At 64.0% G+C, this 23,562-nt stretch carries 20 protein-coding genes; 4 read left to right on the top strand and 16 right to left on the bottom strand.

What is annotated here, in order from left to right:
- Window positions 1-96 precede the first annotated feature (96 nt).
- On the bottom strand, window positions 97-690 hold the full coding sequence (locus P9875_RS01800) for a glutathione peroxidase (protein ID WP_035828486.1): 594 nt from the start codon (window positions 688-690) through the stop codon (window positions 97-99).
- Between the two features lie 181 nt (window positions 691-871).
- Here P9875_RS01800 and P9875_RS01795 point away from each other — a divergent pair, with 181 nt between their 5' ends.
- The gene (locus tag P9875_RS01795; protein ID WP_278317440.1) at window positions 872-2,020 is read left to right on the top strand and encodes a poly(3-hydroxybutyrate) depolymerase; all 1,149 of its coding nucleotides are present in this window, start codon (window positions 872-874) and stop codon (window positions 2,018-2,020) included.
- A 131-nt stretch (window positions 2,021-2,151) separates the two neighbouring features.
- Here P9875_RS01795 and gabD read toward each other — a convergent pair whose 3' ends face one another.
- The 15 genes from gabD to P9875_RS01720 form a co-directional block, all read right to left on the bottom strand.
- A complete protein-coding gene (gene gabD / locus P9875_RS01790) occupies window positions 2,152-3,606 on the bottom strand; it encodes an NADP-dependent succinate-semialdehyde dehydrogenase (protein ID WP_278317439.1) in 1,455 nt (484 codons plus the stop codon).
- A 92-nt stretch (window positions 3,607-3,698) separates the two neighbouring features.
- Window positions 3,699-4,541, bottom strand: coding sequence for a PPK2 family polyphosphate kinase (locus tag P9875_RS01785; RefSeq protein WP_099377730.1), 843 nt, complete (start codon window positions 4,539-4,541; stop codon window positions 3,699-3,701).
- Complete coding sequence (locus P9875_RS01780; protein WP_176387870.1) at window positions 4,538-4,960, bottom strand: CoA-binding protein; 423 nt, start codon at window positions 4,958-4,960, stop codon at window positions 4,538-4,540. Before P9875_RS01780 ends, P9875_RS01785 begins: the two co-directional genes overlap by 4 nt.
- Window positions 4,961-5,026: 66 nt before the next feature.
- Complete coding sequence (locus tag P9875_RS01775) at window positions 5,027-5,680, bottom strand: bifunctional 2-keto-4-hydroxyglutarate aldolase/2-keto-3-deoxy-6-phosphogluconate aldolase (protein WP_278317438.1); 654 nt, start codon at window positions 5,678-5,680, stop codon at window positions 5,027-5,029.
- A 13-nt stretch (window positions 5,681-5,693) separates the two neighbouring features.
- Entirely contained in the window at window positions 5,694-6,590 is an 897-nt protein-coding gene (locus P9875_RS01770; protein ID WP_423221811.1) for an SMP-30/gluconolactonase/LRE family protein, read from the bottom strand.
- 142 nt (window positions 6,591-6,732) lie between these two features.
- Window positions 6,733-8,463: an L-arabinonate dehydratase gene (gene araD, locus P9875_RS01765; protein ID WP_099401123.1), complete on the bottom strand. Its 1,731-nt coding sequence runs from the start codon at window positions 8,461-8,463 to the stop codon at window positions 6,733-6,735.
- Window positions 8,460-9,473, bottom strand: coding sequence for a 2-dehydro-3-deoxygalactonokinase (locus tag P9875_RS01760; RefSeq protein WP_278317437.1), 1,014 nt, complete (start codon window positions 9,471-9,473; stop codon window positions 8,460-8,462). The genes araD and P9875_RS01760 overlap by 4 nt, the downstream gene beginning before the upstream one ends.
- 84 nt (window positions 9,474-9,557) lie before the next feature.
- Window positions 9,558-10,331, bottom strand: coding sequence for a hypothetical protein (locus tag P9875_RS01755; protein WP_278317436.1), 774 nt, complete (start codon window positions 10,329-10,331; stop codon window positions 9,558-9,560).
- On the bottom strand, window positions 10,328-11,527 hold the full coding sequence (locus P9875_RS01750) for a XylR family transcriptional regulator (RefSeq protein WP_278317435.1): 1,200 nt from the start codon (window positions 11,525-11,527) through the stop codon (window positions 10,328-10,330). Before P9875_RS01750 ends, P9875_RS01755 begins: the two co-directional genes overlap by 4 nt.
- Window positions 11,528-11,559: 32 nt before the next feature.
- Window positions 11,560-12,702: a sugar ABC transporter permease gene (locus tag P9875_RS01745; RefSeq protein WP_034783811.1), complete on the bottom strand. Its 1,143-nt coding sequence runs from the start codon at window positions 12,700-12,702 to the stop codon at window positions 11,560-11,562.
- Window positions 12,699-14,270 carry a D-xylose ABC transporter ATP-binding protein gene (xylG, locus tag P9875_RS01740; protein WP_278317434.1) on the bottom strand — a complete coding sequence of 524 codons (1,572 nt, stop codon included), beginning with the start codon at window positions 14,268-14,270 and terminating at the stop codon, window positions 12,699-12,701. Before xylG ends, P9875_RS01745 begins: the two co-directional genes overlap by 4 nt.
- 63 nt (window positions 14,271-14,333) lie before the next feature.
- Entirely contained in the window at window positions 14,334-15,308 is a 975-nt protein-coding gene (gene xylF, locus P9875_RS01735; RefSeq protein WP_099377905.1) for a D-xylose ABC transporter substrate-binding protein, read from the bottom strand.
- Between the two features lie 153 nt (window positions 15,309-15,461).
- Window positions 15,462-17,249 (bottom strand): IlvD/Edd family dehydratase, encoded by a 1,788-nt coding sequence (locus P9875_RS01730; RefSeq protein ID WP_278317433.1) that lies wholly within the window; start codon window positions 17,247-17,249, stop codon window positions 15,462-15,464.
- Window positions 17,246-18,013 carry an SDR family NAD(P)-dependent oxidoreductase gene (locus tag P9875_RS01725; RefSeq protein WP_070303241.1) on the bottom strand — a complete coding sequence of 256 codons (768 nt, stop codon included), beginning with the start codon at window positions 18,011-18,013 and terminating at the stop codon, window positions 17,246-17,248. Before P9875_RS01725 ends, P9875_RS01730 begins: the two co-directional genes overlap by 4 nt.
- 27 nt (window positions 18,014-18,040) lie before the next feature.
- Entirely contained in the window at window positions 18,041-19,201 is a 1,161-nt protein-coding gene (locus P9875_RS01720) for a fumarylacetoacetate hydrolase family protein (protein ID WP_099401119.1), read from the bottom strand.
- Between the two features lie 429 nt (window positions 19,202-19,630).
- On the opposite strand from P9875_RS01720, the gene chvE reads away from it, so the two are divergent.
- The 3 genes from chvE (at window position 19,631) to mmsB (ending at window position 23,515) form a co-directional block, all read left to right on the top strand.
- A complete protein-coding gene (gene chvE, locus P9875_RS01715) occupies window positions 19,631-20,653 on the top strand; it encodes a multiple monosaccharide ABC transporter substrate-binding protein (protein WP_223278970.1) in 1,023 nt (340 codons plus the stop codon).
- Window positions 20,654-20,766: 113 nt separating this feature from the next.
- Window positions 20,767-22,308 (top strand): multiple monosaccharide ABC transporter ATP-binding protein, encoded by a 1,542-nt coding sequence (gene mmsA / locus P9875_RS01710; protein WP_278317432.1) that lies wholly within the window; start codon window positions 20,767-20,769, stop codon window positions 22,306-22,308.
- Window positions 22,298-23,515: a multiple monosaccharide ABC transporter permease gene (gene mmsB, locus P9875_RS01705; protein WP_225243123.1), complete on the top strand. Its 1,218-nt coding sequence runs from the start codon at window positions 22,298-22,300 to the stop codon at window positions 23,513-23,515. Before mmsA ends, mmsB begins: the two co-directional genes overlap by 11 nt.
- Window positions 23,516-23,562 lie beyond the last annotated feature (47 nt).

Below are 23,562 nucleotides of genomic sequence, written 5' to 3'. Positions count from 1 at the left end.
ACAAACGTGAACAACCAGCTTAGGACAATGATGGCAAGACGACAAGCGCGGCATTAAAAAAAAGCAGGCGATCAAGCCTGCTTGTAGGTCGGCAACTTACAGCGCCAGCGCTTTTTCCACCGCGCCAACGAGTTTCTTGTCGTCCGGCGTCACCTTGCTGGGGAAGCTTTCCACCACTTTACCGTGGCGGTCGATCAGGTATTTGTGGAAATTCCAGGCCGGGGTCTTGCCCGTCTGCTTGATCAGGTCCACGTACAGCGGGTTCGGCGCGGGGCCGGAGACGACGGACTTCGAAAACATGGGGAACTTCACGCCATAGGTGTTGTAGCAGAAATCGGCGATTTCCTTGCTGTTGCCCGGTTCCTGCTTGCCAAAATCGTTCGACGGGAAGCCCAGCACCACCAGGCCCTTGCTGCCGTACTTGGCGTACAGCGCCTCGAGCCCTTCGTATTGATTGGTAAAACCACAATAACTGGCCGTATTGACCACCAGCACGACCTTGCCCGCGTACTGGCACAGGTTTTGCGGCGCCTCGTCCTGCAGGCGGTTGAAGGTCTGCTTGAGGATGGCGGGGCAGGCCGCTGGCGCGGCGGCAGCTGGCGCGGTGTCGGCGGCATGGGCCGGCATGGCCAGGCTGGCGCCGGCGGCAAGGGTGGTCAGTGCAAACAGCTGGGCAAGGGTCTTGGACATGAAGGGCACCATGGTTGAACGGAAAAAAACCATTCTATGTCAAACGCCGCGCGTGCGTACAAGACGCACAACAACGACAATTGCTTGAGCGACATCAACGACGGTGCAGTACTTGCCCAGCGCACAGTTTTTTTACCTATGCTCGGCCTTCCTGTCCCTTTCCTTGCCTTCTGGAGCCGCCATGCCCTTCCCGCACCTGACCGCGCACCTGACCACACCAACCACCGCCGTGCTGGCCGCCAGCCTGCTCATCCTGGCGCCAGCAAGCGCACACGCCGCCACGGCAGTCAAAGCAGTCAAAGCCGTCAAGCCCGCCGCGACCAAGGACGCCCCCGCCCTGCCCGGCTACCAGGCTGACCTGAGCCAGACCACGGTGTCCGGCCTGTCCTCGGGCGGCTTCATGGCGGCGCAGTTTGCCGTCGCCTACTCGGCCACGGTGGCCGGCGCCGGCATCATCGCGGGCGGTCCGTATTTCTGTTCGGGCCAGCCGGGCCGCTTCCCCTACATCCCCTACCTGACGAATGCCCTGACCACCTGCATGAATCCCGGCAGCGCGCAGGTGGCACCGCCCGTCGCCAGCGAATTGCTGCGCGCGGCGAACGATTTTGCGCGCGCCCGTCTCATCGACGACACGGCCAACCTGAAACGCCAGCGCGTGTATCTGTTCAGCGGAACGAAAGACCAGACCGTGACACGGCCGGTGGTGGAACAGGTAGGGAAATTCTATCAACTGGCGGGCACGCCGGCGGCGCAAATCCGCTTCGTCGACACGCTAGGCGCGGGCCACGCCATTCTGACCGACAGCAACACCGACAAGCCTTGCGCCGTGACGGAATCGCCCTTCATCAACGATTGCGACTACACGCAGGCGCGCGACATCCTGCAGCACCTGTACCCGGACCTGCAACCGTCGGCGACCACCCTGACGGGCAAGCTGATCGCCTTCAACCAGCGCAGCTTCATCCAGAACGCGTACTCGAGCATGAACAATACGGGCTACGCCTACATCCCGAAAGCCTGCGACAGCGAGAGCTGCCGCGTGCACGTGGTGTTCCACGGCTGCCTGCAAACGACGCAGGCGATCGGCGACCGTTTCTATACGAGCACCGGCTACAACCAGGTGGCGGACGCCAACAAGATCATCGTGCTGTACCCGCAAGCCGAACCGAGCCCCGTCTATCCGTACAACCCGAAAGGCTGCTGGGATTTCTGGGGCTACACCAGCATCAATCCGATCGACCCGGATTTCTACCGCAAGAGCGGCACGCAGATGGAAGCGGTCAAGGGCATGCTGGACAGGTTAGGATCGGCTCGCAACAGCCGTCGATAACAGACGTAACGGATGCTTGAGAAAATCGTAGCGAGCGGCAACGATTTCTGGCTAAGAAGCGCAGCTGTACTTTAGTACAGCGAGCATCGCAGGCCGGAAAGCGCGCCGCGCAGTAGATTTAATCAAGAATCCTAGATACCGCCCATGCAGATGTATTTGATGACCAGGTAATCTTCGATACCGTAGGTCGACCCTTCACGGCCCAGGCCCGATTGCTTGACGCCGCCGAAGGGGGCGATCTCGTTCGAGATCAGGCCCGTGTTGACGCCGACCATGCCCGTTTCCAGGCCTTCGGCCACGCGCCAGATGCGGCCGATGTCGCGCGAATAGAAGTAGGCGGCCAGGCCGAATTCCGTGTTGTTGGCCAGGGCGATCACTTCATCGTCCGTCTTGAAGCGGAACAGCGGCGCCAGCGGCCCGAAGGTTTCCTCGGTGGCCACGCGCATGTCGTTCGTCACGTCGGCGATGATGGTCGGCTCGAAGAAGCCATTGCCCAGCGCATGGCGCTTGCCGCCGGCCAGCAGGCGCCCGCCCTTGCCCAGCGCGTCGGCCACGTGTTCTTCCACCTTGGCGACGGCCTTGGCGTCGATCAGCGGGCCTTGCGTGACGCCCGCTTCGATGCCATTGCCCACTTTCAGCTTGGCCACGGCGGCCACCAGCTTGTCGGCAAACGCGTCATACACGCTGTCCTGCACGTACAGACGGTTGGCGCACACGCACGTCTGGCCCGCGTTACGGTATTTCGAGGCGATGGCGCCTTCCACTGCCGCGTCCAGGTCGGCGTCGTCAAAGACGATGAACGGCGCATTGCCGCCCAGTTCCAGCGACAGTTTCTTGATCGTCGGCGCGCACTGTTCCGCCAGCAAGCGGCCCACCTGGGTCGAGCCCGTAAACGTCAGCTTGCGCACGATGGGGTTCGACGTCATTTCGCCGCCGATGTCTTTCGGCGCGCCCGTAACGATGCTGAACACGCCGGCAGGCACGCCCGCGCGCTCGGCCAGCACGGCCAGCGCCAGCGCGGAAAACGGCGTTGCTTCCGCCGGCTTCAGGACCATCGGGCAGCCGGCAGCCAGGGCCGGGCCGACTTTGCGCGTGATCATGGCGGCCGGGAAGTTCCATGGCGTGATGGCGGCGCACACGCCGATCGGCTCCTTGGTGACGACCAGGCGGCGGTCAGGCCAAGGCGACTGCAGGGTCTCGCCCGCGACGCGCTTGCCTTCTTCCGCAAACCACTCGATGAACGAGGCGCCGAACTGCACTTCGCCCTTCGCTTCCGGCAGCGGCTTGCCTTGCTCGGTGGTCATGATCAGCGCCAGGTCGTCGGCGTTTTCCAGGATCAGGTCATGCCAGCGGCGCAGCACGGCCGCGCGCTCCTTGGCCGTCTTCTTTCGCCAGGCCGGCCAGGCGGCATTGGCCGCTTCGATGGCGCGGCGCGTCTCGGCGGCGCCCATCAGCGGCACCGTGCCGATATGCTCGCCCGTGGCGGGATTGCTCACATTAATCGTCTGGCCACCATCGGCGTCCATCCAGGCTCCATTCACGTAAGCCTGGTGACGCAACAAGGTAGGATCTTTCAACTGCAGCATATGGATCTCCGGTCTGGTTTGAATTATCGACGAGGGATACTATGCCACAGCGCGGCCGATTCCGCAGGCGCGGCGCTGAACTGGCCTGACCTCTACTCGACCTTGAAAGACGACAGTTTCGGGTCCGGCGCCGGGTATTCCAGCTTCATGCCCTGCAGGGTTTCCAGCAGCAGGGACGCGACCACCAGGTTGCGCTGCGTCTTGGAGTTCGATGGCACCACGTACCATGGCGCGTGGTCGGCATCGGTCTCGCGGATCGCCGTTTCATAGGCGCGCTGATAGCCATCCCACTTCTTGCGCTGGGCGATATCATTGGGATCGAACTTCCACTGGCGGTCGGGATCATCGAGCCGCTCCTGCAGCCGTCCCCGTTGCTCGTCCTTCGAGATGTGCAGGAAGATTTTCAGGATGACGGTACCCGTCTCGCTCAGCATGCGCTCGAAATCGCGGATCTGCGCGTAGCGGCGCTGGCATTCGGCCTTGTCGATCATGTCCTGCACGCGCGTGATCAGCACATCCTCGTAATGGCTGCGGTTGAAGATGGCGATCTCGCCCTTGACGGGCACGTGCTGGTGCACGCGCCACAGGTAGTCGTGCGCCAGTTCGATATCGGTGGGTCCCTTGAACGCCACGGCGCGGATGCCCATCGGGTTGATGTTGCTGAAGATCGCCTTGACCGTGCCATCCTTGCCCGACGTATCCATGCCCTGCAAGACCAGCAACAGCTTCTTTTTGTGCTGCGCATACAGCATGCTCTGGCACTCGGCGATCTGCGCCGTCAGGGCCACGGTTTCCTCGCGATCGATGGCCTTGCACTGGGCCGGCGTCAGCTTCTTGTTGGCCGCCTTGGTGGCGGCGCCCAGCAGGCGCTTGCCGGCGAAATCCTCGCTCAGGTCAAAACCCTTGCCGGCGCGAAATTGCGTGCGCGCCTTCATGCCGCCACCGCCAGCTTGCGGTGCTCGATTTTTGTGCAGTGATCCATCACCACGTCGAGGCCCGCCGCCCGCGCCAGCTGCGCCGCCGGCTCGTTGACGATGTCGAGCTGCAGCCACAGGCAGCCGGCCTTGACGGCGATGGCTTCCCCGGCGATGGGCAGGATATCTTCGGACTTGCGGAAGCAATCGACGATGTCGATGCGCGCCGGTGCCACGGCAGCGGCGGCCTGCGTCAAGGTGGCGTAGGCACGCTGCCCCAGCACCTCGCGCCCGGCCAGGGCCGGATTGACGGGCAAGACGCGGTAGCCATGCCGCAGCAGGTAGTCGGCCACTTCATGGCTGGCGCGTTCGGGCTTGTCGGACATGCCGACAATGGCGATGATGCGGCTGTCTTGCAGGATGCGGGCGATGTTGGGCATATTCTGGTCGTAGTTAAGCGTGCGACATTGCCCGCCTAGCGTAGCAGAATTATCCAGGGCAGGGAGCTATCCAGAAGACCTAGAAGTCCGCACGGCCGCCATCTTCGCCACGAAAGCCTGCGCGCGCGCCGTCACGGCCGCGTAATCGCCCGTGGCGCCCGGGCCACTGAGGCTGCTGCCGATGCCCACGGCCACGGCGCCGCTGGCAAACCATGCATGCAAGTTCTCCACCGTCACGCCGCCCGTCGGCATCAATGGCGCTTGCGGCAGGGGCGCGCGCAAGGCCTTGATGTAGGCGGGGCCGAACATCTCGGCGGGGAAGACCTTGACGATGTCGGCGCCCGCCTGCAGGGCCGTGACGATTTCCGTCGGCGTCATCGCGCCCGGCATGGACAGCACCTGGTAGCGCTGGCACAGCGCGATCGTGTCCACGTTGACGCTGGGCGAAATGATGAACTGTGCACCGGCCAGGATGGCGGCGCGCGCCGTTTCCGTATCGAGCACGGTGCCCGCGCCCAGCAGCACGTCATGGCCATGGCGTTCACGCAGGGTGCGCAGCACGCCCAGGGTATCGGGCGTGGTGAACGCCACTTCCAGCGCCGTGATGCCGCCGGCGATGCACGCCTCGGCGATCTGCAGCGCCGCATCCGGCGAATCGGCGCGCACGATACCGACCATGCCCCGTTCGAGGATGCCATTGAAAACCGTGTGTTTTTGCATATGCTTTCTCCTGTCAGGCCGGCAGGGCGCCAAAGCGCACTTCCGGCAAACCGCGCACGCCCACCTGACGCGCGTGGAACAATCCGCCAGCCAGCGGTTCGCTCGCCAGTTGGGCCGGGGTCAAGTTCTCCTGCGCCGTCGTGACGAACAATTCGTCGTAGTGCGGGCCGCCCAGGCTCACGCAGCTGGGCTGCGAGACGGGCAGGCAGATCTTGCGCTCGACGCTGCCGTCCGGCGCGAAGCGCAAGACCCTGCCGGCACCCCACTGCGCGCTCCACAGGTAGTCATCCGCATCGATGGTGGCGCCATCGGCGGCGCCCGGTCCCGGGTCGAGCACGGCAAACACGCGTACCCGGCTAGCGTCGCCACCCAGGTAATCGTCCCAGCGGTAGATCGCCCGCTTCATCGAGTCGCAGAAATACATGGCCGTGCCATCGACGCTGAAGCAGATGCTGTTCGAGATGGCGATCTGCGGCAGCGGCAGGCGCTCCAGAGTCAAGTCCAGGTTGAGGCGGTAAAAGCTGCCGATGGCGTCGCGGCACGGACGCTCATCGAGCGTGCCGAAGACAAAGCGTCCCTGGCGGTCGCAGCGGCCATCGTTCAGGCGCGTCATGGGCAAGTCGCCCTCCACCGTGTGCAAGCGCGTGACGGCCCCGCTGCGCGCGTCAAACCAGGCCAGTCCGGAGGCCAGTCCCAGCAACAGCACCTCGTCGCTATCCGTCAGCGCGAAGCACGCCAGGCGCTCGGGCATGGCCCAGCTCTGGCGTTCGCCCGTGGCCAGCACCAGCGCATGCAGCTGGCAGCCTTCGATATTCGTCCAGAAAACGCGGCCGCTGCGTTCGCACCAGCGCACGCCCTCACCGAGAAAATTTTGCGCATCGACCAGTAATTGCGCCTGTGTCCCCATCATCTTTTTTCCTTTAACTCTGTATAACGCATGATAAAACTGTCGCGAGCGGAAGTCAGTTGTGGCCGAGACGCGCAACTGTGCTTGAGCACAGTGAGCATCGAGGCCGCAAATGACGACGCGCAGCAGGTTTGATCGTGCGTTATCAATGAGACTCGCGCGGAACGGCGGAACCGCGGCAGCCGACGAGGAAGTCCAGATCCGCGCCTTCGTCGGCCTGCGTCACGTGCTTGATGTACATGGACTGGTAGCCGCCCTTCATGGCCGGCTCGGGAGCGCGCCACTCTTCGCGCCGGCGCGCCAGCTCCGCCTCATCGACGTCCAGGTGCAAGCGGCGTCCCGCCACATCGAGTTCAATCATGTCGCCATCGCGTACCAGGGCCAGCGGCCCGCCCACGGCCGCTTCCGGCGCCACGTGCAGCACCACCGTGCCGTAGGCCGTGCCGCTCATGCGCGCGTCCGAGATGCGCACCATGTCGCGCACGCCCTGCTCCAGCAGTTTTTTCGGCAGTCCCATATTGCCCACTTCCGCCATGCCCGGATAGCCTTGCGGGCCGCAATTTTGCAGCACCATCACGCAGCTGGCGTCGATATCGAGCGCGGGATCGTCAACGCGCTTTTTATAATGCTCGATGCTGTTGAAGACGACGGCGCGGCCACGGTGCTGCATCAGCTCGGGCGAGGCGGCCGAAGGCTTGATGACGGCGCCGCGCGGGGCCAGGTTGCCATGCAGGACGGCGATGCCGCCTTCGTCCTTGAAAGGCTGCGCCAGCGGCGTGATCACCTCGGGATTGAAATTTTCCGCTTCGGCCACGTTGACGGCCATGGTGGCGCCCGTGACGGTAAGCGCCTCGCCGTGCAATTTGCCCAGCAGGTCGCGGATGATCACGGGCAGGCCGCCCGCATAGTAAAAATCTTCCATCAGGTACTGGCCCGATGGCATCAGGTTCAGCAGGCAGGGAATGTCGCGCCCCAGGCGGTCCCAGTCGCCCAGGCGCATGTCCACGCCGATGCGCCCGGCAATGGCCAGCAAATGGATCACGGCATTGGTCGAGCCGCCGATGGCGCCGTTGACCATGATGGCGTTTTCAAACGCTTCGCGCGTGAGGATCTGCGACAGTTTCAGGTCTTCATGCACCATGTCGACGATGCGCCGGCCCGTCAGTTGCGCCTGCAGCTTGCGGCGCGCATCGACGGCGGGAATGGCCGCATTGCCGGGCAAGGTCACGCCCAGCGCTTCGACCATGCTGGCCATGGTCGAAGCCGTGCCCATGGTCATGCAGTGGCCGGCGGAACGCGACATGCACGATTCGGCCTGCTTGAATTCGGCTGACGTCATGCGCCCGGCCCGCACGTCTTCGGAAAATTTCCATACGTCGGTGCCCGAACCGATCGGCTTGCCCCGGTAATTCCCGTTCAGCATGGGGCCGCCCGACAGCACGATGGTGGGCAAGTCCACGCTGGCCGCGCCCATCAGCAGGGCCGGGGTGGTCTTGTCGCAGCCCGTCAGCAGCACCACGCCGTCGATCGGGTTGGCGCGGATCGATTCCTCGACATCCATGCTGGCCAGGTTACGGAACAGCATGGCCGTCGGGCGCAGATTTGTCTCGCCCAGCGACATGACGGGAAATTCGACGGGGAAGCCGCCCGCCTCGAGCACGCCGCGCTTGACCATCTCGGCCAGCTCGCGGAAATGGCCATTGCAGGGCGTCAGTTCGGACCAGGTATTGCAGATGCCGATGACGGGACGGCCATCGAAGGCGTCGCTGGGATAACCCTGGTTCTTCATCCAGCTGCGGTGAATAAAACTGTCCTTGTCGTCGCCGCCAAACCACGCTTGCGAACGCAAGGGACGCTTGTTCTTGTTGCTGCTCATACTGTCTCCTGCGGGGAAATCAAGCCGCGCGCGGCGGCGATCAGCAGCGCACCGTGACCGGCCAGACAGTCTTGCTGCTGGTCGTCGACGATGATGCGCTTGCCATAAAAAAATCCGTGTTCTTCGATCAGCAGCCCGAGCGCCTGGCGCAGCATGGGTTTACCTGTAATGACGAGCGGGCTATCGGGCCGCATCTGGATGGCGGTGCTGTTGCGCAGCGCCAGCAAGTCGCCGCTGAGGACGGCGCCCATCAGGAAATTGGCCCGCTCATTGCATTCGATGGCGCTGAACTGGCCCAGGGTGCGCACGCTGAAGCAGGCGCGCGCCAGCCCCGTTTTTTGCGCCGCGGCCGCGCCGGCCAGCAGCATTTTCGGCACCAGGGTCTGGGCAAAACCGCCATCGACCGATTGCTTGATCAGGGTGTGCTGCGTGATCGCCTGCAGCAGCTCGCCCGCGATGGTGGTGCTGCAGCCGAGGATGCGGCGCTGTTCGTCCACGCTGATCAGTTTGGTATGCGAACCGGGCATGATCAGGGTCGCCGCGCCGCGCAACTGCAGGCGCTCGAGCAGCGCGACGACTTCCGTCTCTTCGCCGCGCATCATGTCCATCGCCTCGACGTTATGCAGACCGACGGCGCCATGCTGGTTGCGCACGCCGGGAATCAGCCACAGAGGCTGCGCCAGCACGTCGGGCAAGTCCACCGCCTGCATGCCTTGCGCCAGCTGGGCCAGGCCGGCGGGCGCCGGCAAATGCGGCACTTCCCGCACGCCCATGGGCGAAGTGATCATGCCCGAGGCCACTGCCAGGTTCACCTCGGACGGCGCGATGCCGGCGCTGGCCAGCACGCTGGCGATGGTGTCGCGCAGCGCCTGTTTCAGCGCGCCGTTATGGCCATCGATGGCGGTATTGCGCACGCCCGTTTCCAGCTGCGCCTGGGCGACGACGGCGCCTGCGCGCCACAGCAAGGTACGCGTATTGGTGGTGCCGGCATCGATGGTGAGTATGTTCATGGGCAGGTTCGCAGCGTCGGTCAGGACAAAAATGAATGAGGGAAAAACTACCTCATGGTAGAACTGCCCCGCATATCTGACCAATCACTTATTTGACATCATTGATACCGGTTCGGATATGTCAAACGCATCGATATCCTGCACGCCCAAACGGTAGGCAAGGCTGAAGCGCATCACCTGTCCCGGCTGCAATTGCACGCCCTGCGCCAGCAGGGAAAAACAGCGCGCATCGGAATACAAATGACAGCTGTCCTGGGTGCTGGAAAAACGCAAGACCCGGCCGGAAGCGGGATCGGCCACCCGCGCCGCCTCGCGCAGCTGGCCGCTGCCCGTCCAGTAAAAGTCATGCCGGAATCCCGGCAAGTGCACGAGCGCGGGCCAGGCCAGACGTGTAGCGAATGGCGCCGGCTGGCGGAAGTCGAACGCGCTGCCCGCCACGTCAAGCGGAGCGCTGCAAGAGTGGCCGTCGGGCCAAGGCCGGTAACGGTCGGCGGCCAGGCGCAGCACATGGTCGCCCACGGCGGCGCGGCCGCCCTGCAGATTGAACAGGGGCGCGGCCAGCGCAAAACGGGAAAGCGTATCGGCCGTGGCGGCGCAATCGAGGTGCAGGCAGCCATCGTCGTCGAGCCGGTAGGCCAGGCGCACCAACAGGCCGTCATGCGCCAGGTGCATCAAAAGGTGGCCGTCGTCCGGCGGCGCGCACCGCCAGCCCGTGGATGCAGGCGCCGCAGGGGGCGCGGCGCCCAGCACATCGGCCAGGCGGCCATAGCGGTCGGGCGCCCACCAGGCCCGCACGCTGGCATCGTGCGCGTCGATGGCCACGCGCATGCCGCGCGCATTGTGCAGCAGATGCATCATGGCGCCTGCCCGGGAGCTGGCGGCGGCCGGCTGCGCTGCTGGAATTCGCGCGGCGTGCAACCGAGTTCGCGCTTGAAGACGGCATGCATGTACTGCACCGTGGTAAAGCCGCAACGCACGGCCACCTCGGCCACCTGCCCCGGCCCGCGCGCCAGCAGGGTCTTGGCCGCATCGAGCTTGAAATGCAGGATTTCGTCGTGCACGCTGCGCCCCAACTCGTGGCGGAAATGCGCTTCGAGCGAAGAGCGCGACACGCCCACGTAATCGGCCACCTGCTCCGTCTTGATGCCCTGGCAGGCGTACTGGCGAATAAAATGGCGCGCCTGCATCACCTGCGGATGCTGGAAAGGCTGGTGGCGCGTGGAGGCGAGCACGTTCAGGCCGGCCGGCGGCACGAGGATGCGTGTACCGGACAGGCGCGCGCCATTCAACATCTGGTGCAGCAGGTGCGCGGCCGTGCGGCCCATTTCCTCGGTGCCCTGGATCACGGAACTCAATGGAATGCGCGTGAGCATGCGCGCCAGCGGGTCGTTGTCGATGCCGATCAGGGCCACTTGCTCCGGCACGGCGATCCCCGCGTGCATGCACGCTTGCAGCAGCTGGCGCGCGCGCGCGTCGCTGACGGCGATGATGCCGACGGGTTTTTCCAGGCTGTTGAGCCAGGCGATCTGCTGCTCCACCGCTTCGTCCCACGACGGCGCGCTGGTGGCGACGCCACGGTACACGTCGGCGTGCATGTGGTCGCGCTCCATCAGGGTACAAAACGCCGTTTCGCGCTCCTGCGCCCAGCGGTTGACGTCCGCCTCGGGCAGGCTGAAACAGGCGAAACGCGTCAGGCCCGCTTCCACCAGGTGTTCATAGGCCAGCTTGACGATCTTGAAATTGTCGGTCGCCACGTACGGGATGCCGGCCGGGTAATCCTCCGCGCGCGCATACGAGCCGCCCACGGCCACCACGGGCAGGCGGCTGTGCGCCAGCGCTTCGCAGACGGCGGGATCGTCAAAATCGGCGATGATGCCGTCGCCCTGCCAGCGCTCGATGCCGGGCAGGCGGCAGCGAAAATCCTCTTCCAGGAACAGGTCCCACGACACGCGCGTCGTATTCAGGTAGGCGGCGATGCCCGCGATGATGTCGCGGTCATAGATCTTATTCCCGTTAAACAGCAGCGCGATCCGGTGCGCGGTCGGCATCTTCATGGTGTCTCCTCCCGTGCCAGATCGTTTCACGGCTATCTACGCCCCGCTCGCGTGCTGACATCGACCCACACGGCGAGGGTGAGGATACTGCCTTTCACGATCATCTGCCAGTAGGTGTCCACGTCCAGCATGGACATGCCGTTATCGAGGCTGGCCATGACCAGCGCGCCGATCAGGGCGCCGTACACGGTGCCCGAGCCGCCGCGCATCGAGGTGCCGCCGATGAAGCAGGCGGCGATGGCATCAAGTTCGCTGAAGGTGCCGGCCGAGGGTGAACCGGCCGCCAGGCGGCCCGTGTTGATCAGGCCAGCCAGCGCGCACATCAGGCCCATGATGCCGAAGATCCACAGCTTGACGGCTTTCACGTTGATGCCGGACAGGCGCGTCGCTTCCATATTGCTGCCGACGGCGTAGATGCGTCGGCCGAACACGGTCTGGCTGGTGATGTAGCTGAACAGTCCCAGCAAGGCCAGCAGCAACAGCACGGGCAGCGGGATGCCTTCATAGCCGTTCAGGGTTTGCACGAAGGCGTACAGCACGGCGCCGATGACGGCCAGGCGCAAGCCGTCGGCCCAGGGCGCCGTCTGCGGCAAGCCATGCTGGGCGCGGCTGGCGCGCGCGCGCCACGTCAGGAAGGCGGCCAGCAGGAACAGGCCGATGCCCAGCACGATGCCGGGCACTGCGGGCAGGTAGCCCTGCCCCAGGTAGACCATCGGCTCGGAAACGGGTGCGATCGTGATGCCGCCCGTGATGCCCAGCAGGATGCCGCGGTACGCCAGCATGCCACCCAGGCCCACGATGAAGGACGGGATACCCCGGTAGGCAGTCAGGTAGCCATTCAAGAGGCCGATCACCAGGCCGCAGCCGAGTACGGCCGCCAGGTTCAGCGCCAGCGGCCAGTGCTGCGTGACGTCCAGCACGGCGGCGATGCCGCCGAGCAGCCCCAGCAGGGAACCGATCGACAGGTCGATCTCGCCGGCGATAATCACCAGCACCATGCCGCAGGCGAGGATGCCGGTAACGGACATCTGGCGCAGCAGGTTCGACAGGTTGCGCGGCGTGAGGAAACTGCCCTCCGTCTTCCACGAAAAGAAGGCCCAGATCAAGGCGACCGCGATCAGCAGGGCCAGCATCTTGTATTGGGTGAACAGCTGTTTGATACTGTGCGGTTTCATGCTGCGGTTTCCTTGTTTGCGGTGTTGGCGGCGGGCGCCGGGCGCTGGTCCAGCGCCGCCGCCAGCACGGTTTCCTGGCTCAGGCCATCGTTGATAAAGTCGCCGCGCAGGCGGCCTTCGCCCATCACCAGCACGCGGTCGGACACGCCCAGCACTTCGGCCAGTTCCGACGAGACCATGATGATGGCTACGCCCTGGTCGGCCAGCGCCAGCATCAATTTGTAGATTTCATATTTGGCGCCCACGTCCACGCCGCGCGTGGGTTCGTCGAGGATCAGCACGCGCGGGCGCGTCAGCAGCATCTTGGCCAGCACGGCCTTTTGCTGGTTGCCACCCGACAGGCTCGTGATGGACAGCGACGGGCTGGCCGCCTTCAGTTCCAGCTTCGCGATCTCGCCGCGCACGGCCGTCAACTCCGCCTCGCCGTCGATGCGCGTGGCGCGCGCGAATTCCTCCAGCACGGCCAGGGTGATGTTCTGCCCCACGTCGAGGTCGGGCACGATGCCGTGGTGCTTGCGGTCTTCCGGCACCATGGCCAGGCCCATGGCGATGGCCTTTTGCGGCGAACGGGTATCGATCTTGCGGCCATCGAGCCACACTTCGGCCTGGCACGGCCCCTGGTAGGCGCCGAACAGGGCCGAGACCAGCTCCGTGCGCCCCGCCCCCACCAGGCCGGCGATGCCGAGGATCTCGCCCTTGCGCAGGCTGAATGACACATCGTCGACCCGCTTGCGCTGCGGGTTGTCGGCATCGATGCACGTTACGTGGCGCGCCTCGAACAGCACTTCGCCGATAGGTGCCGGCTGCGCGCGTTGCGGGTACAGCTGGCTCATTTCGCGGCCCACCATCTGCGCGATGATGCGCTCGACGTTCATCTGCGCCATCGGCGTAGTGGCGATATGCTTGCCGTCGCGGATGACGACGATGGTGTCGCAGATGGCCGCCACTTCATCGAGCTTGTGCGAAATGTAGATGCAGGTGACGCCCTTGGCCTTCAGCGCGCGCAGGATATCGAGCAGCACGGCGATTTCCGACGCCGTCAGCGACGACGACGGCTCGTCGAGGATCAGCAGGCGCGCATTCTTGTTGAGCGCCTTGGCGATTTCCACCAGCTGCTGGTGGCCGCCGCCGTAATTCATCACGGGCTGCGCCACGTTCAGTTCGGGAATTTTCAGTTCGCGCAGCAGCTCGTCGGCGCGCTTGTACATGGCCGCGTAATGCATGCGCCCGCCGGGCAGGGTCAGCTCGCGGCCCATGAAGATATTCTCGGCCACGGACAGCTGCGGCACCAGCATCAGCTCCTGGTGGATGATGATGATGCCCGCGTCTTCCGTGTCGCGGATCGATTGCGCGCGCAGGGGCTGGCCCTCCCACAGGATCTCGCCATCCCAGGTGCCGTGCGGGTACACGCCGGACAGCACCTTCATCAGCGTCGACTTGCCGGCGCCATTCTCGCCGCACAAGCCGATGCACTCGCCGGCCCGCACCTGCAGGTCGATGCCGTCAAGCGCGCGGACACCGCCAAACTGTTTGACGATGCCTTTCATTTCAAGCAGATAGTCGGACATGCTCACTCTCGTTGCGGATTAACAGAAATCAGGGGTCAGACCCGGCGGGTCTGACCCCAGCTTTTAGTTGCCCAACTGAGCTTTGGTATAAAAACCGTCGTCGACGAGAATGTTCACATTCGCCTTGGTCAGCGGCGTAGGCTTCAGCAGCACCGTGCTGACTTTTTTCAGGCCGTTGTCATAGCTGGAGTTGTAGGCCGGCTTTTCATTGCGCGCCAGTTGCACGGCCAGCTTGGCCGCTTCCGCAGCGATCGTTTTCAACGGTTTGTAGACGGTCATCGACTGCGTGCCGGCGATGACGCGTTTCACGGCCGCCAGATCGGCGTCCTGGCCCGAGACCGGCACCTTGCCGGCCAGTTTTTGCGCGGCCAGGGCCTGGATGGCGCCGCCGGCCGTGCCGTCGTTCGAGGCGACGATGGCGTCGATCTTGTTGCCGTTGGCCGTCAGCGCGTTTTCCACGATGGACAGCGCTTCGGTGGCGCTCCAGTCCTTCACCCACTGCTGGCCGACGATCTTGATGTCGCCCTTGTCGATGAACGGTTTGAGTACCTTCATCTGGCCTTCGCGCAGCATCTTGGCGTTATTGTCGGTCGGCGAGCCGCCCAGCAAATAGTAATTGCCCTTCGGCTGCAGCTTGGTCACGCCTTCGGCCTGCATTTCGCCCACTTTCTCGTTGTCGAACGAGATGTATGCATCGATATCGGCGTTCAGGATCAGGCGGTCATACGACAGCACCTTGATGCCGGCCTTTTTCGCTTCCTTGACGGTGTTGTTGAGGACAGTGGCGTTGAATGGCACGATCACCAGCACGTCCACGCCGCGCGAGATCAGGTTTTCGATCTGCGAAATCTGGCGCTGTTCGCTGGCGTCGGCCGACTGCACGAAGACCTTGGCGCCCTGCTTCTCGGCGGCGGCGATGAAGAAATCACGGTCGCGCGTCCAGCGTTCCACGCGCAAATCGTCGATGGAAAAGCCGATTTTCGGGTTTTTCGCATCGGCCAGGGCGGCGCTGCTGCTCAATGCCAGCATGGCGGTCATGATGGCTGCACTGATGATCTTGTTCATTGTGTGTCTCCTTGTGGATTTTATTAACAACGTTTTTTTAACTACGGGTACTGCTGAAAAATTTTATGTCTGTGGTGGTGTCGGCTTACGCGCGAAGCGCTAAGCCGACCTACCCCGACCTGCCTGCTAATGGTTATGGCGAGGCAGGGTCTGGCCCACGGCGCGGTATTTCAGCGCCAGCTCCATGCAGGCGCCCGTTTCCAGCTGGCCCACGCTGGCGCGGTAGAGCTCCTGCCATGGCGTGGCGCTGTCATTGACGGGCGGCGGCAGCTCTTTGGCGCGGCGCGCCAGCTCAATGGCATCGACCAGCATGTCGCACTGGCCCGCGTTCAAGTCCACGCGGATCATGTCGCCCGTACGCAGCAGCGCCAGGCCGCCGCCCACGGCGCTTTCCGGCGACGCGTTCAGGATCGACGGGCTGTCCGAGGTGCCCGACTGGCGCCCGTCGCCCAGGGTCGGCAGGTTCAAAATGCCGGCCTTCAGCAAGGCGTCGGGCGGCTGCATGTTGACCACTTCGGCCGAACCGGGCCAGCCCACGGGACCTGCGCCGCGCATGACCAGCATGCAGCTGTCATCAATTTGCAGGGCCGGATCGTTGATGCGCGCGTGGTAGTCGGCGGAACCATCGAAAACGATGGCGCGCGCCTCGAACACGCCCTCGCTGCCGGGGCGCGACAGGTAGCGCTCGCGGAAGGCGGGCGAGATCACGCTGGTCTTCATGATGGCAAAATCAAACAGGTTGCCCTGCAAGGCCATGAAACCGGCCTTTTCCTTCAGCGGCGCGGCAAATGGGCGGATCATCTTGCGGTCCGCGCTTTCACGGCCCGCCAGGTTCGCCGCCATCGTCTGGCCCGTCACCGTCAACCGGTCCGCGTGCAGCAAGCCCGCCTGCTGCAACTCCCACATCACGGCCGGCACGCCGCCGGCGCGGTGGAAGCGCTCACCCAGGTATTTTCCGGCCGGCTGCATGTTCAACAGCAGCGGCACGTCGTAGCCGTGCTCCATCCAGTCGCTCGAGTGCAATTCCACGCCCGCATGGCGCGCCATGGCCATCAGGTGCGGCTGGGCGTTGGTCGAGCCGCCGATGGCCGCGTTGACGATGATGGCGTCCAAAAACGCCTCGCGCGTGAGAATGCTCGACGGGCGCACGTCGTCATGCGCCATGGCGACGATGCGGCGCCCCGTTTCATAGGCGATCTGGCCCCGCTCGCGGTATGGCGCGGGAATCGCCGAGCAGCCCGTCAGGGACATGCCCAGCGCCTCGGCCAGCGCATTCATGGTCGATGCTGTGCCCATGGTGTTGCAATGGCCGGCCGATGGCGCGGAGGCGGCCGCGATCTGCAGGAATTTGTCGTTGTCGATCAAGCCGGCGGACAGCTGGCGGCGGCCCTTCCAGATGGCGGCGCCGGAGCCCACCAGTTCGCCGTCCATCCAGCCGTCGAGCATGGGGCCGCCCGACAGCACGATGGCGGGAATGTCCACCGTGGCGGCGGCCATCAGCTGGGCCGGCGTGGTCTTGTCGCAGCCCGTCGTCAGCACCACGGCGTCGATCGGGTAGCCATGCAAAATCTCCACCAGGCCCAGATACGCCAGGTTGCGGTCCAGCGCGGCCGTGGGACGGCGGCAGTTTTCAAAGATCGGGTGCAGTGGGAATTCCATCGGGATGCCGCCCGCGTCGCGGATGCCGTCGCGCACGCGCTGGGCCAGTTCCAGATGGATGCGGTTGCAGGGACTGATGTCGCTGCCGCTTTGCGCAATGCCGATGATGGGCCGGCCCGAACGCAGCTCCTCGGCCGTGATGCCGTAGTTCATGAAGCGCTCGAGGTACAGCGCCGTCATGTCGATGTGGTCGGGATTGTCGAACCAGTCCTGCGAGCGGAAGCGCCGCGCCGGGTGTTTGCCTGCGGTGCTCATGCGCCGTACCAGCCTGCGTCGACGTAGTATTCGCGTCCCGCGCACTTGGCCGCGTTGTCCGACGCGAGGAACAGCGCCAGCGCCGCCACGTCTTCCGGCTCCACGCGCAGCTGCAGGCATTGGCCCTGCAGGATCACGGCTTCCGCTTCCGGCGTATGCCACAGCTTTTCCTGGCGCGGCGTGCGCACGGCGCCGGGAATGATGCAGTTGACGCGGATGCCGTCGACACCCAGGTCGCGCGCCAGGCCGCGGGTCAGGCCCTCGATGCCGGCCTTGGCCGTCATGTAGATCGACAGGCGCGCTTGCGCCAGATGCCAGGAAATCGACCCCAGGTTGAGGATCACGCCGCTGCCCTTGGCGCGCATGGCGGGCGCCACTGCCTGGGCGCAGAAATACTGGTGGCGCAAATTGACGGCCATGCGTTCGTCCCAGTAAGCGGGCGTGACGTCCTGCAATTCGTGGCGGTCGTCATTGGCCGCGTTGTTGATGAGGATATCCGTGGCCCCCGCGCTGTGTGCGATCTCGGCGAAGGTGGCGGCCAGGGCGCCCAGGTCCGTCAGGTCGCAATAGCGGAAAACGGGCGGCTGCGGCAGGTGGGCCAGCTTGTCCTGCAGCGCCAGCGACGCCTCGCGGGCGATGTCGAGAAAGGTGACGTGGGCGCCCTGGCGCGCGAACGCCTCGACGATGGCCACGCCGATGCCGGTGCCGCCGCCCGTGATGACGACGCGCTTGCCGGCCAGACTGGAATAAATTGCATGCTGCATGGTGTCTCTCTTTTTAAAATAATCGGATCAAAGCAAACCGCGTTGCGCCAGGTTCTGGTACAGCGCGCGCACGCCAAACGTCCAGGGGGCAATGGCATCGCAGCGCTGCACTTCGTTGACCAGCGCGCCCAGCGCAGCGCTGGCAATCGTCACCCGGTCGCCCAGGTGGTGCGTAAAGCCGCCGCCCTGCGCGCCGCGGTCCTTCACGGGCGAGAACATGGTCCCCAGGAACAGCATGAAGCCGTCCGGATACTGGTGATACTGGCCGGCCGTCTGGCGCACCAGGTCAAGCGGGTCGCGGCTGATCTCGCGCATGAAGCTGGCGCCTTCGAGCACAAAGCCGTCGTCCGTGCCCTCGATCAGCAGCGACACTTCCGCCTGGCGCACGGTGTCGAGCGTGAAGTGTTCGTCGAACAGGCGGATGAAGGGGCCGATGGCGCAGGAACCGTTGTTATCCTTGGCCTTGCCCAGCAAGAGGGCGCTGCGCCCTTCGATATCGCGCAGGTTGACGTCGTTACCCAGGGTCGCCCCCAGCACCTCGCTGCGGCTGTTGACGGCCAGGACGATCTCGGGCTCCGGGTTGTTCCAGGCGGACGATGGCAGCAAGCCCACCTGCGCGCCGCAGCCGACCGACGACATCGGCTGCGCCTTGGTAAACACTTCCGCATCGGGGCCGATGCCCACTTCCATGTATTGCGACCAGGCGCCGCGCTGCTGCAGCTGTTGCTTCAGGCGCTGCGCCGCATCCGAGCCAGGCTTCAATGCCGACAAATCGCCGCCCAGGGTCATTTGCAGGGCGGTGCGCAGGCTCGCCGCGCGCGCCGCGTCGCCGCCCGCCTGTTCCTCGATCACGCGTTCGAGCAGGCTGACGGCGAAAGTCACGCCGCAGGCCTTGACGGCCTGCAGGTCGCACGGCGCCAGCAGCAAGGGCTGGCCGGCCGGCGCGGCCAGCGCCTGCGCCAGCAGCGCCTGCACGGAGCCGAGCGCAATGCCGGGCGCATGGCGGGCGATATCGAGCGCATCGCTGCGCTCGAACAGTTCGGCCACCGTCGCCACCGTCTGCGTGATGTCGACCACTTCCCCACCGCGCACGGCGACGACGCACGGGCCGTCACGCCAGATGCGGCCGATGAGGACGGCCTGCGCCAGGTCGGCGGGCAACAGGGAAGCGGGGGAAATCGGCTGCATGGCTAGCTTTCAAAAGGTCGTGACGGGATGGCGGGTCTTCAAGTCCGGACCGATTCTGCGCGCCGCCCTGTGTCGCCGCAATTACGAAAATCACCAAATTGAATGATGATTATTGGTATTGCAGCGCAGCATAAAAAGCCGCCGCCCGCCCACCATTTCCGCCCTGTGCGCAGGCGAAAAGGCAGGCCATGGCGCATTGCATCAATTGGCTTATCGATACCGTTTTGGATATCGCCAATGCGAAAAAAGTGATTGGTGAGGGATGGATGGACAAACTAGTATCAGCCGTGGCCTGCAATCGGCCATTCGCACGGAGCCCGCCCACTGGACGACGGCCCTGGCACATTCAACTATCGAAGACGGTGGAGACCTGAAATGAAAACAACAATGAAAATGCTGACCGCGAGCCTGGCGCTGGCCATCTCCGGCATGGCGGTAATGCCCGTGGCAAGCGCCGCCGACAAGGGCGCGATCGGCATCTCGATGCCGACCAAGTCGTCCATGCGCTGGATCGCCGATGGCGACAACATGGTCAAGGTATTCAAGGAGCGCGGCTACAAGACGGACCTGCAGTTTGCCGACGACGATATCCCGAACCAGCTGGCGCAGGTGGAAAACATGATCACCAAGGGCGCCAAGGTGCTGGTGATCGCCGCCATCGACGGCACCACCTTGTCGAACGTGCTGCAAAAGGCGGCCGACAAGGGCATCAAGGTCATCTCGTATGACCGTTTGATCCGCGGCACGAAAAACATCGATTACTACGCCACCTTCGACAACTTCCAGGTCGGCGTGCTGCAGGCGGGCTATATCGAATCGGCGCTGAAACTCAAGGAAGGCAAAGGCCCGTTCAACATCGAACTGTTCGGCGGCTCGGCCGACGACAACAATGCGCACTTCTTCTACAACGGCGCCCTGTCGGTGCTCAAACCGTACATCGACAGCGGCAAGCTGGTGGTGCGCTCGAAGCAGATGGGCATGGAAAAGGTCGCCACCCTGCGCTGGGATGGCGCCGTGGCGCAAGCCCGCATGGACAACCTGCTCAGCGCCTACTACGGCAATGCGCGCGTCGATGCCGTACTGTCGCCATATGACGGCTTGAGCATCGGCATCCTGTCCTCGCTCAAGGGCGTCGGCTACGGCACGCCGAAACAGCCGTTCCCCGTCGTGACGGGCCAGGATGCGGAAATCCCGTCGGTGAAATCGATCATCCGCGGCGAACAGGCATCGACCGTGTTCAAGGACACGCGCGAACTGGCCAAGGTGACGGCAAACATGGTCGACGCGATGATGAGCGGCAAGACGCCAACCGTCAACGACACCAAGACCTATAACAACGGCGTCAAGGTGGTGCCATCGTACCTGCTGAAACCCGTCACCGTCGACAAGGCGAACTGGAAGCAGGTGCTCGTCACCGGCAGCGGCTACTACACGGAAGCGCAAGTGAAATAAGCAATCAAGGTACTGAAGGCCCGGCGCTGCCGGGCCTTTCGCTTCATGCACGATCAAGAACAAAACTGCCGCACGACCGGCGCCGACCAGCGCGGCCGTGCCAGAGAGGTTATATGACGAACACTATCCTGGAAATGCGCGGGATACGCAAAACATTCCCGGGCGTCGTTGCGCTCGACAATGTCAACCTGCGGGTACGCAGCGGCGAGATCCACGCCATCGTCGGCGAAAACGGCGCCGGCAAATCGACCCTGATGAAAGTGCTGAGCGGCGTCTACGGCCATGGCAGCTATACGGGCGACATCGATTACCTGGGCCAGACGCGGCACTTCCGCGGCATCAAGGACAGCGAAGAAATCGGCATCATCATCATCCACCAGGAACTGGCGCTGGTGCCCCAGCTGTCGATCGCCGAGAATATCTTCCTCGGCAACGAACCGTCCCGCATGGGCGTCATCGACTGGGAATACGCGCAAGCGAAAACACGCGAACTGCTGCAGAAAGTCGGCCTGAAAGAGTCCCCGGACACCCTGATCACCAACCTGGGCGTAGGCAAGCAGCAGCTGATCGAGATCGCCAAGGCGCTGTGCAAGGACGTCAAGCTCTTGATCCTCGACGAGCCGACGGCCAGCCTGAACGAAAGCGACAGCGCGGCCCTGCTCGACCTGCTGCTGGGCCTGAAAGCCCAGGGCATCGCCTCGATCCTGATTTCGCACAAGCTCAATGAAATTTCACGGGTCGCCGATGCCATCACGGTGCTGCGCGACGGGAACACAGTCGACAGTTTCGACTGCCGCGTGGAGCCCGTCAGCGAAGACCGCATCATCGAAAAGATGGTCGGGCGCGAAATGGCCGACCGTTATCCGCCGCGCACGCCGACGATAGGCGAGACCATTTTCGAAGTGCGCGACTGGCGCGTCTTCCATCCCGAGCATGCCGACCGCCCCGTCATCAAGGGCATCAACATGCACGCGAAAAAGGGAGAGATCATCGGCATCGCCGGCTTGATGGGCTCCGGGCGCACGGAACTGGCGATGAGCATTTTCGGGCGCGCCTACGGCCAGCGCATCAGCGGCACGGTGCTCAAGAATGGCCAGGAAATCGACATCAGCACCATCGGCAAGGCGATCGCCCACGGCCTCGCGTATGTCACGGAAGACCGCAAGGGCCTGGGCCTGATCCTTGAGGAAGACATCCAGAAGAACACCAGCCTGGCCAACCTGGACGCGATTTCCAAACACATGGTGATCGACGAGCAGCGTGAATTCGGCGTGGCCGAAGAGTTCCGCCGCAAGCTCAAGACCCGTTGCTCGAGCGTGGCGCAGAAGGTGGTCAATCTATCCGGCGGCAACCAGCAAAAAGTGGTGCTGGCGAAGTGGCTGTTTTCGCGCCCCGACGTGCTGATCCTCGATGAACCGAGCCGCGGCATCGACGTGGGCGCCAAGTACGAGATCTACAGCATCATCAGCGACCTGGCCGCCGAAGGCAAATGCATCATCATGATTTCCTCGGAAATGCCGGAATTGCTGGGCATGTGCGACCGGATCTATGTCATGAACGAAGGCCGCTTCGCGGCAGAACTGAGCGCGGCAGAAGCATCGCAGGAGCGCATCATGCGCGCGATCGTTACACACGGAGAAAACAATGGACAATAAACTGACAGCAGGCGCGCCATCGGCAGCAGCGCCAGCGGCCGCGCCGCAAGCGAAAAGCTATGCCGGCTTTTTGAAGAACAATATGCGCGACTACGGCATGCTGCTCTCGCTGATCGTCATCATGGGCTTTTTCCAGTACATGACCGACGGCACCCTGATGCAGCCGCTGAACCTGACCAACCTGGTGCTGCAAAACAGCTACATCGTCATTATGGCGCTGGGCATGCTGATGGTCATCGTGGCCGGCCATATCGATTTGTCCGTCGGCTCGGTGGTCGGCTTCGTCGGCGCGCTGGCGGCCGTCCTGATCGTCAACTACAACATGAATTTTGTCGCCGCCAGCATCATCTGCCTGCTGGCCGGCGCCGTCATCGGCGGCGCGCAAGGCTATTTCGTCGCCTTCTTCAAGATCCCGTCGTTTATCGTGACCCTGGCCGGCATGCTGGTGTTCAAGGGCCTGACCCTGGCGCTGCTCGCTGGCCAGTCGGTTGGCCCCTTCCCGGAAGGCTTCCAGATGCTCAGCTCGGGCTTTTTGCCCGATCCGTTCGGCGGCGAAAACCTGCGCGGCCTGTCGCTGCTGCTGGGCGTGATCGCCGCCGCTGCGCTGATCATCACTTCACTGCGCAGCCGCGCCAAGCAACTGAAACACGGCATGGAAAACGAGCCGCGCGCCTTCTTCCTGCTGAAAAACGCGATCTTCGCCGCCGTGATGGTGTATTTCAGCTACCTGCTGGCGTCCTACCGCGGTTTTCCCAACGTGCTGGCCGTGATGTCGCTGCTCATCGTCGCCTACACCTTCATTACCAACCGCACCGTGCTGGGCCGCCGCGTGTATGCCGTGGGCGGCAACGAGAAGGCGGCGCGCCTGTCCGGCATCAAGACGGAACGGGTCAGCTTCTACACCTTCGTCAACATGGGCATGCTGGCCGCGCTGGCCGGCCTGATCTTCGCGGCGCGCCTGAACACGGCCACGCCGAAGGCGGGAACAGGATTCGAGCTGGACGTGATCGCCGCCTGCTTCATCGGCGGCGCCTCGGCCTCGGGCGGCGTGGGCAAGGTGATGGGAGCCGTCATCGGCGCCTTCATCATGGGCGTGATGAACAACGGCATGTCCATCATGGGCATCGGCATCGACTATCAGCAAGTGATCAAGGGCCTGGTGCTGCTGGCGGCCGTCTTCATCGACGTCATTAATAAAAATAAATGAGAAGAACAAGGAAGCACAGGTTCGAGCCTTAGGGGGCTCTGGCCGGC

Origin of the sequence: Janthinobacterium rivuli (genome assembly GCF_029690045.1) — a bacterium.
GTDB lineage: Bacteria > Pseudomonadota > Gammaproteobacteria > Burkholderiales > Burkholderiaceae_D > Janthinobacterium > Janthinobacterium rivuli.
The sequence above is the reverse complement of the archived record's forward strand: the minus strand, read 5'-3'. Positions and strand labels throughout refer to the sequence as shown.